Origin of the sequence: Stutzerimonas stutzeri (assembly GCF_009789555.1) — a bacterium.
Classification (GTDB): Bacteria; Pseudomonadota; Gammaproteobacteria; order Pseudomonadales; family Pseudomonadaceae; genus Stutzerimonas; species Stutzerimonas stutzeri_R.
On record NZ_CP046902.1, the window covers coordinates 636582 to 649391 of the forward strand.

11 protein-coding genes and 1 pseudogene are annotated in these 12810 nt (G+C 60.9%); 3 read left to right on the forward strand and 9 right to left on the reverse strand.

The window, feature by feature from the left end:
* Positions 1-21: 21 nt before the first annotated feature.
* On the reverse strand, positions 22-1569 hold the full coding sequence (locus GQA94_RS02845; protein ID WP_158186651.1) for a methyl-accepting chemotaxis protein: 1548 nt from the start codon (positions 1567-1569) through the stop codon (positions 22-24).
* 462 nt (positions 1570-2031) lie between these two features.
* Between GQA94_RS02845 and GQA94_RS02850 the strand changes: the two genes are divergently transcribed.
* The gene (locus GQA94_RS02850) at positions 2032-3039 is read left to right on the forward strand and encodes an AraC family transcriptional regulator (protein WP_158186652.1); all 1008 of its coding nucleotides are present in this window, start codon (positions 2032-2034) and stop codon (positions 3037-3039) included.
* Between the two features lie 17 nt (positions 3040-3056).
* Positions 3057-4034, forward strand: a complete 978-nt coding sequence (locus GQA94_RS02855; RefSeq protein ID WP_199270090.1) for an AraC family transcriptional regulator — start codon at positions 3057-3059, stop codon at positions 4032-4034.
* Between the two features lie 148 nt (positions 4035-4182).
* Here GQA94_RS02855 and GQA94_RS02860 read toward each other — a convergent pair whose 3' ends face one another.
* From GQA94_RS02860 to GQA94_RS02885, 6 genes are read right to left on the reverse strand one after another with little or no spacing between them, the layout of a single operon-like run.
* Positions 4183-5418 (reverse strand): dienelactone hydrolase family protein, encoded by a 1236-nt coding sequence (locus GQA94_RS02860; protein ID WP_158186653.1) that lies wholly within the window; start codon positions 5416-5418, stop codon positions 4183-4185.
* Between the two features lie 37 nt (positions 5419-5455).
* A complete protein-coding gene (locus GQA94_RS02865; protein ID WP_158186654.1) occupies positions 5456-6262 on the reverse strand; it encodes an SDR family oxidoreductase in 807 nt (268 codons plus the stop codon).
* Positions 6262-6852, reverse strand: coding sequence for a cysteine hydrolase family protein (locus tag GQA94_RS02870; RefSeq protein ID WP_158186655.1), 591 nt, complete (start codon positions 6850-6852; stop codon positions 6262-6264). Before GQA94_RS02870 ends, GQA94_RS02865 begins: the two co-directional genes overlap by 1 nt.
* On the reverse strand, positions 6852-7385 hold the full coding sequence (locus GQA94_RS02875; protein WP_158186656.1) for an aromatic-ring-hydroxylating dioxygenase subunit beta: 534 nt from the start codon (positions 7383-7385) through the stop codon (positions 6852-6854). The genes GQA94_RS02870 and GQA94_RS02875 overlap by 1 nt, the downstream gene beginning before the upstream one ends.
* Positions 7375-8706 carry an aromatic ring-hydroxylating dioxygenase subunit alpha gene (locus GQA94_RS02880; RefSeq protein ID WP_158186657.1) on the reverse strand — a complete coding sequence of 444 codons (1332 nt, stop codon included), beginning with the start codon at positions 8704-8706 and terminating at the stop codon, positions 7375-7377. Before GQA94_RS02880 ends, GQA94_RS02875 begins: the two co-directional genes overlap by 11 nt.
* 13 nt (positions 8707-8719) lie before the next feature.
* A complete protein-coding gene (locus GQA94_RS02885) occupies positions 8720-9664 on the reverse strand; it encodes a PDR/VanB family oxidoreductase (RefSeq protein WP_158186658.1) in 945 nt (314 codons plus the stop codon).
* 352 nt (positions 9665-10016) lie between these two features.
* On the opposite strand from GQA94_RS02885, the pseudogene GQA94_RS23355 reads away from it, so the two are divergent.
* Positions 10017-10145 (forward strand): annotated as a pseudogene (locus tag GQA94_RS23355) (AbrB/MazE/SpoVT family DNA-binding domain-containing protein); the annotation flags it as partial.
* 109 nt (positions 10146-10254) lie between these two features.
* Here the strand turns inward: GQA94_RS23355 and GQA94_RS02895 are convergent.
* Both GQA94_RS02895 and GQA94_RS02900 read right to left on the reverse strand, forming a co-directional pair.
* Positions 10255-10638 (reverse strand): response regulator, encoded by a 384-nt coding sequence (locus GQA94_RS02895; RefSeq protein ID WP_158186659.1) that lies wholly within the window; start codon positions 10636-10638, stop codon positions 10255-10257.
* Positions 10635-12809, reverse strand: a complete 2175-nt coding sequence (locus GQA94_RS02900) for a PAS domain-containing sensor histidine kinase (RefSeq protein WP_158186660.1) — start codon at positions 12807-12809, stop codon at positions 10635-10637. The genes GQA94_RS02895 and GQA94_RS02900 overlap by 4 nt, the downstream gene beginning before the upstream one ends.
* Position 12810: the final 1 nt, after the last annotated feature.

Consider the following 12810-nt stretch of genomic DNA (forward strand, 5'->3'; position numbering starts at 1 on the left):
TATCCACTTAGTCAGGGCGCCTCAACGATCGAAGCGCTGTGCCAGCTCCCTTAGCGCTTCGGCCTGGCTGAGCAGCAGGCGACTGCTCTGCGCCCCCTCGCTAGCGCTCCCGGCATTTCTAGTGGCCAGGGTCGCGATACTTTCGATCTGGCCGCTGATGTCACCGACTACCTGCGTCTGCTGCTCCGTGGCAACGGCCATCTGGTGACTCATGGCGGAAATCTCGCCGACCGAATGCACGATGCCGTTCAACGCTTCGCGCAGCGAATCGACCTCTTGCGCGCAGGCTTCAGATAGCGAGACGCCGCGGGCAGACACGGCGACAGACTGGCGCGTGCTGCTGCGCAAATCAGCAATCAGTAGGCGCACCTGTTCGGTCGATTGCTGGGTGCGCAAGGCGAGCGAGCGCACCTCGCTGGCCACCACGGCAAACCCACGGCCCTGATCGCCCGCACGGGCTGCTTCGATGGCCGCATTCAGGGCAAGCAGGTTGGTCTGTTCCGCGATGCCATTGATGACATCGACCATACCCCCTATCGAATCGCTGGCATCGACCAGCTGCGCGATGGCATCGCCGATGCCCTTTACCGCATTGCTCAACTCCTGCATCGACTCCTGGTTATGAGCGGCCATGGCCAGGCCTCGTTCTGCCAGGGTGTGAGCATCGCCGGCAGAGCACGCGGTGTGGTGTACGTGTCGACCAATCTCCTCAACGGTGGCTGCCATCTGGCAGATTGCCGTGGCCGCCTGATCTGTTTCGGCACGCTGGGCGTCGAGCGATTCAGCGTCGTGCTGAACGCGAGCGGCGTACTCCATTGAGCTGGCTTCTACCTGTTTGCCGGCCATGCCGATGCGTAACAGCGCGGTGTGCAGCCGCGCGTTGAACCCATGCAGCGCCAGATTAGCCAGCGCAATCACGCCGTTACCCTCGCTGTAGGCCCGCGCGGAGAGCGTGCTGATGCACGCCGACGGAACACTTTGCAGCAATTGCTGCATGTCGCGCTCCTGACGCCACCTTAACCATAGTTGCAGTCCGAACAAGGGCAGCACGGCAAGCGCCCCCAGTGTCGGGGACGCGCCAGCGGCAAGCGCCAATGCGATGACTGGCGCCACGCAAACTGCCGTCAGCGCCACAGGCTTCAGGTAATCGCAGGCTATGGCCAGGTGCCGTGCGCTGCTCAGCAGCTGGCGATACAGCCGTTTGGTCCTGGCGACTTGCACGTCACTTGCGGGACGGGCCATGGCGCCATAACCGACATGCTTGTCGCCGTCGAAGACGCGCATGATGTACAAGTCCAGCCAGAATGCTTCACCGTCCTGACGACGATTCATCACCACGCCAGCCCAGGGATGATCAGCATGCAAAGACTGCCAAAGGTCGATAAAGATGGCATCCGGCGTATCAGGGTGGCGCAGGAGCGAACAGGGCTTTCCCAGCAGCCTTTCGCGGCTGTACCCACAGGCTTTTGCAAACGCGTCGTTGCACATGTCCAGCTTTCCATCCAGATCAGTGCGGAAGATGAATGACTCGGTTTGACCGGCGTCCTGAAGAGAGGAAATGGATTGCATAACGGCGCCTTTGGGGCAGATCTGGGAGGGTGTCCGACGACGACTTCGCCGGTCACGTATAGGCGCACCGATTAAACTCTCGGGGGATGGCTTGAGATATCCGCTTTTTCAGCCTTTTCTATCCAAGAGCTGCAAAGAACGAACCGCGCCCCCAAAACGAGCGCGAGCTGTGGCAAGTGCACCTTTTGTTCCCAGACCTCGAAAGCCCAGGCCTGATGCCGTAGCGCTTGGATCCTCCAGCGTTACTTTCTGCTACCCGCAAACCGGACAGAAGCCGTTGCCAAGTGCTCCCCTGCAGGCCGAAGCCGCCATTTAGTCACCCAGATCCACCATTCCTATCCGGTTATTTCTTATTCGCTATCCGTAAAGTTTGGCCGCGACGTGACTGGTATGGCGTTTGCGTTGAAGACGGCATGCGTCGTTAGAACGCAACCGAGACTAGCCTTGCAGGAAGACCGAGTGATGAGTGCGTTAAATTCGACTGTCTATCGCGACATTCAGGCTGACCACCACGACCTCGCCGGCGCTCACGCCTGGATGAACGGCATCTGTGGACCGCATCGGTTGAAGGTCAGTGCACCCCGGCATATCCATTTCAAACACATGGGACGGATGCTGAGTACATCCACGCTCGGGTATATCGAGTACGGTACTGACGTCACCGTCGGCATTGAGGATGCTCGCTCGCTCAATAGCTACAGCCTGAGCCTGCCGCTGGAAGGCGAGCAGGAACACAGCCGCAGCGGCGCCCTCGTGCAATCGGACCGAGACAGTGGCGTGATTGTCTCGCCCCATATAAACCAAGAACTGACGATGAGCGGCGAATGCCGCAAGCTACAGGTCGCAATCCCGCGCCAGGCGATGCGCCGCACCTTGGAAAGTATGCTGCATCGCTCCGCCGATGAACCCTTGCGGTTCGAGACCCGGATGGATGCGGTAAATGGTGCCACCGGTGCCTGGTGGCGAATGGTCAAGCACTTCCTGATCGAGATGCAGCACACTGGTGCGCTCTTCGGCCAGCCGTCCCTTTCCTCGGATCTGGAAACGCTGCTCATCAAGGGCCTCATACTGGCGCAACCGAACAACTACACAGCCGAGCTGAGCCGCGCCTGTCAGGTCAAGCTGCCGCATTATCTGGTGCTTGCGCAGGAGTTTCTACACGCCCACGCACGGGACGAAGTTCACCTTGATGACATCGAAGCGGCCGCCGGCATCTCCCGCTTCAAACTGTTTGAAGGTTTCAAGAAACACCTGGGCCTGGCACCCATGGCCTATCTGAAGAAATACCGTTTGACTGCAGTGCGCCAGGAGATTCTCGAAGACCGCTCTGCACGCAACATTTCAGAAATCGCCATGAGCTGGGGCTTCACTCACCTCGGGCGCTTCTCTACCGAGTACCGGAAGTTGTTCGACGAAACGCCGAGCATGACCTCACAGCGCAATGAAGCCCGCCGCAATCGCGCATTCTGAACGTAAAGGTGAGAGCCATGACCGCAATGCAGGTTTGCACGGCGGCAGGCCTGGATCTGTCCAGCCTTTGCCGAGAGCCGGTATTCACCAGCCGTTGCCGCCAGGAGAGCCACCAGCTTCTGGCGCGAGAACTGGTCGATCATGACCTGAGATGGCGCCAGGGCCCCGTGGACACGGCCTTTTTCCGCGCCGCCATCAGTCGCTGCGACCTCTATGTGCTCCGCTATGGGGCTGAAGTGGAGGTCCGACCGAAGCCCTTCACCGATTTCGTCCTCATTCAGATGCCACTGCGTGGCAGCGCCGTGCTGGAGTGCGACGGGATCACACTGGAAGCGCAGCCAGGCCAGCTGACGGTCTTGGCGCCTCAGCACGAAGCAAAGCTCATATGGCGCGCAGGCTGCGAACAGCTGATCGTCAAAGTACCGCGCAGCCTGCTGCAACCGGCCCGCGCGCGACTCGTAGCCGAAGGCAGTCTGCCCAATGCCGACATGCAGCCGCTGTTCAAGCTGGATGGTCGCCAGGGCGCGCGCGGGTTGCGCCTGCTTGGCGACTTGCTTGATCAGTTACCCGGAGACGATGACAGCGACGGCGACAATCCCCCCTGGCGTCGCCATCTGGAAGAAAGCCTGTCGATGTTCCTGCTCACTCATCAGCCGAGGGACAAACCGGCTTTGCATTGTTCGCCGATCGACCGGCAAGCACGCAAGGTTGAAAGCTTGATGCTAAGCCGGCTGACCGATGCCGTTACCTTGCAGGAACTGGCAGCCGAATGCGGAATGAGCGTTCGTAGCTTGAGCAACCTTTGTCAACGGTGTTACGGCCAACCGCCGATGGAGCGGATGCGCAACCTTCGCCTGGAAGCCGCACGCGAACGCCTGCTCGGCTCGCGCCACCTGAGCGTTACCGAAGTGGCCCTGGATTACGGTTTTAGCCATCTGGGGCGCTTTGCTAGTTATTACCGCGAGCGGTTTGGCGAACTGCCTCGGCACACCTGAACAGGGCCAAAGACGGAGGAGGTGCCTTCTCCGTACTCTGGTGCCATCCTTCGTATCCGATCGCAGGCAGCTGGTTCGAGGTACCTGTGCCGTGATCAAAAAGGCCTTGGCCCTCCCTGCGATGAGAGTCCAAGGCCGTGTTCATCGATCAGCGCCCTTCGCTAGTCGCCCAGCGGTTCATCAGAGTGTTCGACGGCAAGGTCTCGTCCAACAGCTTCTTCGCCGTCTCGATCCCGGCTACGGGCAAGCCGGTGGGGTCGAGCAGACCGATCTGCACCAATACGCTCGCCTGGTCCCAATAGATGTGCTCGTGGTAGAGCTTGTCGCCGCGGAACTTGACCACCCCGAGCATCGGGATTTCCACGTACTTCCCGGTCGGTGCCACATTGGGCAGCAACCAGTCGATCTCCGTGGTGTGAGTGAAGCACATGATGAATTCGTCGACGATCTGCGACGAGCCCACGGTACGCGAGATGGGAATGAGCTTCATATCTGGCGGATTGCCATGCACGAAATGGTGCTGGTAGAAACGGCTCAGTTCCTTGTAGCCAACACCACCGGTCATGGTCGGAATGTGGTTGACGTAAGGCTCGGCAACCATCGTGGCCATGGTCGCCGGCACGTCGCGAGTGCCGAACTCATGCTCGACATGCTTTTCCCACAGCGCTGAGAGGTTGTAGTCAGGGCCGATTTCGCGTTTTAGCGCGGCGATGCTGCGCTCATGGGCCATCAGAAAGGCCGCTTTGTCAAAATGCGTGCCGCCGAAGCGGGCGAAGGCGTGATCCACATCGGGGTAGGTGTAGAGCTCGATGTTAGAGCGTCCACTTAGGGCCTTGCCCAGCAGCTCGCGCGTGGCGCCGTCGCAATAGGCATCCAGTTCGGCGAAGTGCAGCACAAGCCGCCCTTTGATGTTGTCCGCCTCGTCCAGGTACTGGTCGATACCCATGCCGTAATAGCCGACCGAAGTAGCTGCCTGGGTACGGGTGGCGGTCAGGTAGGCGAGCTTGCCACCCATGCAGAAACCTACATAGCCAAGACCGCCCTCTTCCACCTCGGCCAGACCGCGCAGGGCGGCAAAACTAGCGTCAATGTCTTCCACGGCCTTGTCCACATCGAGACGCTGGAACAGGTCGATGGCCTTTGAGAAGTCCGCTTCCTCATAGCTCAGCTCAATACCTGGCTCGAGGCGCCAGAACAGATCCGGTACCAGCGCCACGTAACCTTCTTCAGCGTAGAGGTCGGCTATCGCCCGCATGTTGGCGTTTACGCCGAAGATTTCCTGGCCAATCACTACGCCAGGGCCACGGCCGCTGGAGGGCAGCGCCAGGTAACCGGAGAAACTGCCACGGCCATCGGTGGCGCGGATGTCGATCGTCTTGTTCATCTTCATCTCCTTCGTATTTGCAAAGCGTTTGATACCGCTATTGATCGCTGCCGAGCCGTTCGAACCAGGTACGGGGAGCGATTCCCTGGTCCGGACCGAGGATTGAAAAGCCACCGTCTACAGGAATATCCACTCCGGTAATCCACGACGCGGCCTCGCTACAGAGAAAGCAAACCGCGTTGCCCACTTCCTCACCGCTGCCGACCCGGCCAAGCGGGTGAAAGTGAGCGCCCACGCGGTCGGCCAGGCCTCGATCACCGCCGGCGAACTTAGCGACCGAAGGCGACCAGGTCCAGGCCGGTGATACACACACCACACGGATGCGCTGCTCGGCCAGCGACACGGCGAAGTTCTTGGTGAGCTGGATCAACCCGGCTTTAGAGGCGGGATACAGCGCCCTCCCGCTGGCGCCGAACTTGCCGCCGGTGCTGCCGATGTTGATCACGGTGCCGCCCGCGGTCATTTGCGCGCCGGCTTTCTGGGTAAAAATCGCGGCAGAGATCAGGTTGACGTTCAGGGTGTGCAGCCATTGCTCGCGACTGGATGCGAGCCCCTGATCCTCATAGATGCAGGCATTGTTCACTAGAATGTCGAGGCGCCCGAAGGCTGCCAGGGTTTCCTCGATGCACTGGTCGATATCTTCATCCAGCTCGACGTTGCAGGGGCAGAAGCGGCAGTACTCGCCCATTTCCGCGGCCAGCGCACTGCCGCTCTCACGGTTTCGACCGAGCAACATCACCCGCGCACCCGCCGCCAGCAAGCTGCGGGCAATGTCAGTACCCAGGCCCTGGGTGCTGCCCGTAACGATGGCGACCTTTCCGACCAGGCTTAAGGCGTTATTCATCACAGTGTCTCCATGGCAGTACGCACATCGCTTATCTGCGCGATCAGCTGCATGCTGGCGAGCGACGCTTCATGCGCGGCAGGATTGGCCGAAGCGCAGGCGTCGGCCGCGACGGTGACCTCAAAGCCGCAATCGACGGCGTGGCGCACAGTGCTTTCCACCACCGAATGCGTGGCCACACCGGCGATCAGCAGGCGGTCCGCCTGAACGGCCCGCAGGAGGATTTCCAGCGGCGTGCCGTAGAACGCATTGATCCGGGTGTGCTTGAGCACGAATTCGTCGAGGCTAGACCTTGGGGCGAGCGGCTCGTAGAAATCCGCGCCCCAACTGCCGTCCTGGACCGCGCCACTGGTGGCCACGGCTTTGAGAATCGGCGCGTTCTGGATCAAGTCGGCATAGTCCGGGCGGTAGGCCACCCGGACGTGGATGATCGGCCAGCCACGCGCCCTTGCGTCTTCGAGCAAGGCAGCTGCCGCGCCCAGTACCTTCGCGCGGGCCGGATCATCGGCCGCCAGCCCCACCCGGATGCGACCATCCGGATGCAGCACATCGTTCTGATAATGCAGGGCGAGTACGGCGGGCCGACTCATCAGACGAACACCTCGAGATTGGCGAACACGTCTTCGCAATTGACGAGGTCGACCCGCTTGAGCGCGATCTTCCAGCCACCGCCGTCCTGCTCCGCCAGCTTGTAGGTATAGCGGCCTGCAAGCTGGCGCTGTTCCAGTCGCCATTCACTGACCTGGAAGACAGCACGGACCACCAGGTGCCCGGCCGCATCGCAACCCTCTACAACGATGTTGCCGACCAGATGCGCAGTCCGGGTTGGCGGCTGCTGCGACCAGTTACGCGCGTTTTCCACCCGGCGGATACGCACCTCGCGCAGCATGCGACCTTCCCAGAACAGCGAGATGTGGTCGAAGGGGTTCGCCTGCTCGTGCTTGTGCGGCATCCAGTACATGCCGGTCTCGGTGTACAGCGCATCCCATTCCCAGAAACGACGCTCGTCCAGCAGCCGCGCTTCGTCGAAGATGAACCGCTCGATATCGCGCTGCATATCATGGCCAACCTGAACCGGCTGTAGATCGCGAGTGCCGAAGTCGAAGTTACGATCAAACTGCATGGGTGCTCTCCTTGGCGATTAGGGTGGCGGTCATGTACTGCTTCCAGGCGGCGAACTGGTTACGCATTGGCAGTTCGCTGGTGCCGTTGGTGGACACCGCGCCATCGGGCAGGATGGTGTCGCTGCCGGCATAGCGGTGCATGCTCACCCAGTCACCACCGCGGGTCAGGTTGCCTTCCTGGCAGCGGGCGTAGACCTCTACGTCGTCGGGCATCACGTTTGAAGAAGGCGAGTTGATGACATTGGCGTAGGTCAACGCGCGATCGAATACTTCCTCCGGTGCGCCCTTGAGGCGGAAGGTCTGGATCTCGACCATGGTCTGGTTCACCGACAGCGGGCGGATCACCCGGAACTGCTGGAACACGGTATGCGGCGAGCCGCTGCCATAGATCACCGTGTTGTGTCGGTTCATCCCCAGGATTTCCTGCGCCCGCTCTGCGCCGTAGGCTTGCGTCAGGCATTCGAAATGGGCACGGGAAACCGGATCGCGAGTGGCCGCTGCCGGATCGAAAATGGCTTCCATGTAGCCGTGGCCGTTGTTATAGGCACGCAGCTCGAGCTTTTCCCAGAAATCGTAAGGCTCGCCATTGCCGTCCATGATCAGCAATTCGAAAGGCATCTCGCCAATGACACTGGCCTCGCTGCGGGCCGCTTCGAAGGAGGACTCATGAGTGATCCGGGCGTGCATGGTGTCGTGCAGGTTTTCGTAGAAGACCTTCCAGTTGGAACGCTGCATCACGCGGAACACGCCCGCAGCGACCTCAACCTCACCTACCGGTGAACGGTCGCAGAGGTTGTCGATGGAGCTGATCACATCACCGAGAAAGCTCTTCAGATCCGGACCGAAATCGGCCTGGCTGGCAAACACAAAGCCGCGGTAGCTGTCGACCCGGGCCACACTCACCATCGAAAAGTCAGGGTGTTTAGGGTCGTAGCAGGTGCCTTCGAAGCCGCTCTTGAGTGGTGCCGACAGGTGATCGCCGTCGAGCTTGAACGTCCAGGCGTGGTATGGGCAGCGGAAGAACTTGCCCACGCTGCCATCACCGTCTGCCACCAGCTTGGCGCCTTTATGCGGGCAGCGGTTATAGAGAACGTTGACCTTGTTGTCAGCGCCCCGAACCATGATCACATCCTGATTGCCAATGCGTGTGGTGTGGTAATCGCCGACGGCCTTGACCTGACTTTCGTGGCCGACGTAGATCCAGGCCTGGCCGTAGATGCGCTCCATTTCCAATTGAAACAGCGTCGGGTCTGTGTAGACGCTTTTGTGCACGCTGTCGCCCCGCACCAGCGCGGCGATCTCCTCGTTCGATGGAATCATTGTTTTGTCCTCATCACAGATCGAGCACCAGTCGGCCGCCGCGAGCGCGGGACACGCAGGTGCAGAAACTCCCCGAAGCACGGTCGCGCTCGGACAGGCAGATATCACGGTGCTCGGCGTCTCCTTCGAGCACCTGGGTCACGCAAACACCGCAGTCGCCGCGGCGGCAATCGAACATGGGGTCCAGGCCGGCCGCGACCATCACGTCCAGCAGGCTTTGCCCAACCGGGACATGCAGCGTGACGCCACTCCCTCGCAGCTCCGCGTCGAAGGCGGTCTCGCCAGCCACTTCCAGGCTGCCGGCGAACAGCTCGCTATGCAGATAGTCCTCGGCCCAGCCGAGATCACGGGCGGTATCCAGTACATCGGCAATCAGCGATTTCGGGCCGCATACGTACAAATGCCGCCCGGCCACCGGCGCGGCCAACACCTCGCTCAGTGGTATGCGGCCGCTGGCCGGCTCGCCGCTGATCCAGCAGCGCGCCTCAGGCATGGCGCGGACCTCGTCGAGATAGGCCATGCCAGACGCATCCCGACCGCCGTAGTGCAGCGCGAAGCCGCGACCCTCCTGGCGTAAGGCCCGCGCCATCGCCAGGATCGGCGTGATACCGATGCCACCTGCAATCAGCAGCGCATCCTTGGCCATCTCGGAAAGCGGGAAATGATTCTTCGGTGCCTCGACCTTGAGCGACTGGCCTTCCTGGAGCCCGTGCACCCAGCGCGAGCCACCGGTGCTGGGCTGCTCCAGCTGGACCGCGATCTCGTAGTAGTTTTCCCCAGGCAGGTTCACCAAGGAGTAAGCGCGCTGCATCGGGCGCTCGCCCGGCACATGCAGTTCAATGTGGGCCCCCGGCAAAAAAGACGGGAGCGCCTGGCCGCCTTCGCTTGCCAACAGCAGCCGGCGGATGCGCGGAGTCAGGGACTCGATACGTTCGACACGTAGGGAAAGGCTAGACATGCTCGTTTCCTGATCAAACCACTCGGGTTTCGTCAGGTCACTTTAGGAACGGCCCGAGGTAGTAAATAGCCGATATCGGTAAACTACTATCCGGTAATGGCAACACTGCTCGATTGGCAGGCATGACTAGGCGATAGCCCACCAAACTGTGTGAATGCCCCGCGGCAACTGGAAGACCGAAACATCGGCTGGAGCAGAGGCTTAGCGGTCATTGTCAGGCTCTGGGCCCGAAAGCTTTTTGCCTATGCTGTCGATCTGCGCCGCGGGAATTCGTTGGCAACGGCTCACCATTGCCTCCCCCTGCGGACATCCATTCAACGGTTTCCGGGACTCACGATGCAAACATCAAGAAGTGATTGAGGACTGGGACGGCGACGGCGCTATTCGCCTGCCTGACGAGGTTTTACAGGCGATGGGAGTCGATGTTGGAGACACGCTCTACTTACTCGAAGAGTACGTAGGCACCACTCGATGCCTAGTGCCTGCCACTTTCTGATAGTCGCCTCGACACGCCTGTTCCGTAAATCCTGGACGGTGGGCCGGCGGGCATCTGCAATCGGGGCGAGCGTTCAGCGCTCAGGATTGAGCCGCTACCGGAATGAGCCCACCTTGCGCTCAGACAAGGTCAGCGCGATCTTTTTTCGCAGGTCGCATTCCGAGAACGGCTTGTGCAACGTGTGGTATTCACCGAACCGTTCCGGTATTCCGCTCGCGCCATACCCTGTGCTGAAGATGAACGGAACATTGCGGGCATGAAGGATATCGGCCACAGGGAACACCCGCTGCCCGGCCAGGTTGACGTCCAGCATCACCAGGTCGACGTTCACCGTCCTGGCCAGCTCGAGTGCGGTGGCGAGCCGAGCGACTGAGGCGACGACCTCGCAGCCAAACTCTTGCAGCATGTCCTCGATCATCATCGCGACGGCGCCCTCGTCCTCGACGACGAGTACTCTCACTCCATCGAACGGGGTCACGGATCTTCTGCTCCGACAAGAATCGAGAAGCGGCAAACGAACCCATCAGGGGCGAAGTCGATGTCGAGTGTGCCCCCCAGGTCACGCTCTATGCAGCGCGCCATCAAGCGAAACCCCAGCCCATGTCGTTCAGGTCGGGCCACCACCGGCCCGCCTTGCTCACGCCAGTCGAAGACCAGCAGCGATGCATTCGATTGTGCCTGGACGTCCCAGCTGACGCAGAGCCTACCGGTCTCGTCCGACATTGCTCCATATTTGAGCGCGTTGATCGCCAGCTCGTTGAGCGTCATGGTGAGGCTCAGCGCGACGCGCGGGCTGACCTCGATTGCCGCCCCGTCGATGGCGATACGGCCGGGCTCATGACCGACGATGGGCATCAGCACTTCACGCGCGAGGGAATCGAGCGGAGTGTCGCCCCAATGCCGCTTCGTCAACAGGTCGTGCGCCCGCGACAAGGCCAGCAGCCGCGCTTCGAACCGCTTGTAAACGTCGTCTGCGCTTCGTGCGTTCCGCGCGGTCTGGGCGGCCAGCGATTGGACGGTGGCCAGGGTGTTCTTGACTCGATGGTTGAGTTCATCGATCAGGGTCTTCTGCCTGTTCTCCGCCTGCTTGCGCTCGGTGATGTCGACAAGCATGTTGATCGCACCGACCAGGGTGCCATCTGCATCGTGCAATGGCGTCGGGTAGGGAATGAAGGGCACGCGGGTGCCATCCGGCCGCTCCGCGATCGCCTCGACGCCGCGTATGGGACGGTCTTCCCTCAGGGCGATCGCCATCGGGCACTGGTCGTGTGGCAGGGGGCTTTCGTCGGCGTTGTACAGCCGCCAGGTGACGCACCACATCTCGCCCAGTTGAGGCGTTCGGCCTGACAATTCGACCGAGGCCTGATTGAAGAAGGTGATACGGCCGTCGGCGTCGGTCGTATAAACCGCCGCCGGCAAGGCTTCGAGCAGGTTGCGCATATGCCGTTCGCTTTCCCGGATACGGTCCTCCATGCGCTGGGTAAGAGTGACATCCTGAATCACCCGCACCCCATAGCGGAAGGCGCCAGAAGGCTCCCTCACGGACGAGCTGTGGATGTCCAGGTAGACGATTTCGCCATCAGGCTTGAACGCGCGCTTTCGAAGCACGTAGCTGTCCAGCTCGCCGGCCACCTGACGCGCGTACAACGCGGCATCCTGCTCGGTGTGGTCCGCATGGGTATAGTCCAGGAACGTCATCGCCAGCAGTTGCTCGCGGCTCCGGTTCAGCATCGTGCAAATGGCGTCGTTCACGCGAACCAGGCGCCCCTGCGCATCGGTTTCGGCGATGCCTATCGTGGCGGCCTCGTAGGTCGCTGAAAGCCGATCATCGCTCTCTCTACGCGCTCTTTCAGCCAAATGGACATCGGTCACATCGATGGTGAAGCAACGGGTATTGAAGAACTTGCCCGCCTCGAAACGTCCATTGGAGGTGATCACGACATGCTTGATGGTACCGTCCTTGGCCCGTAGACGCGCCGGATAGCCTTCCAGGCATTCGCCCTTGGACAGTTTATCCAGAATGTCGCTTATAACCGGCGCATCGACATGAAACTCGGTTATGTGGCGCCCGATATATTCGTGTGCCGTATATCCAAGCAGGGACAACTCGGCCTTGTTGGCGCGAAGAATGGTCCCATCGGCGCTGACAATATGAAGTCCCACCGCGCTGTTATCGAAGAAGTCTTCCAGATCGGCACTTTTGCGCCGAAGCTCCTCGGCCATCGCATGCTGTGCCGTGACGTCCTGAAAACAATTGATCGCGCCCTGAATCGCCCCGTGTCGATCCCTGAGGGCCCTGATGTTCACCAGGGCTACGAAGCGGGAACCGTCCGGACGCTGGATGATCACCTGCCCATTGCGCGTCGCAACGCCCGTACTGAGCGCCAACGCCATGGGGCAGTCTTCGAATGCCAGTGGCGTACCGTCGTTCAGAAATAGCCGATGCGAACCGCAGAAACGATCGCCATTCACCCCGAGCACGGGTGTCCGGCCCCACAACTCGGCTGCTTCGGCGTTGTACCTGACCAGCCAGCCGTCACGGTCACAGAGATAGACCGCACCGGGGATGGCATCGAACGCGCTGGCACACAACGAAACCAGGCTGTCGTATTCGCTGAGCGCGCCGGGAAGTTGTCCTATGTTCGACATC

Excerpts from the sequence above, each read along its gene's own strand:
- GQA94_RS02845 (WP_158186651.1), bottom strand. The coding sequence starts at position 1,569 with ATGCAATCCATTTCCTCTCTTCAGGACGCCGGTCAAACCGAGTCATTC.
- GQA94_RS02855 (WP_199270090.1), top strand. The coding sequence starts at position 3,057 with ATGACCGCAATGCAGGTTTGCACGGCGGCAGGCCTGGATCTGTCCAGC.
- GQA94_RS02860 (WP_158186653.1), bottom strand. The coding sequence starts at position 5,418 with ATGAACAAGACGATCGACATCCGCGCCACCGATGGCCGTGGCAGTTTC.
- GQA94_RS02880 (WP_158186657.1), bottom strand. The coding sequence starts at position 8,706 with ATGATTCCATCGAACGAGGAGATCGCCGCGCTGGTGCGGGGCGACAGC.
- GQA94_RS02870 (WP_158186655.1), bottom strand. The coding sequence starts at position 6,852 with ATGAGTCGGCCCGCCGTACTCGCCCTGCATTATCAGAACGATGTGCTG.
- GQA94_RS02850 (WP_158186652.1), top strand. The coding sequence starts at position 2,032 with ATGAGTGCGTTAAATTCGACTGTCTATCGCGACATTCAGGCTGACCAC.
- GQA94_RS02900 (WP_158186660.1), bottom strand. The coding sequence starts at position 12,809 with ATGTCGAACATAGGACAACTTCCCGGCGCGCTCAGCGAATACGACAGC.
- GQA94_RS02865 (WP_158186654.1), bottom strand. The coding sequence starts at position 6,262 with ATGAATAACGCCTTAAGCCTGGTCGGAAAGGTCGCCATCGTTACGGGC.
- GQA94_RS02875 (WP_158186656.1), bottom strand. The coding sequence starts at position 7,385 with ATGCAGTTTGATCGTAACTTCGACTTCGGCACTCGCGATCTACAGCCG.
- GQA94_RS02885 (WP_158186658.1), bottom strand. The coding sequence starts at position 9,664 with ATGTCTAGCCTTTCCCTACGTGTCGAACGTATCGAGTCCCTGACTCCG.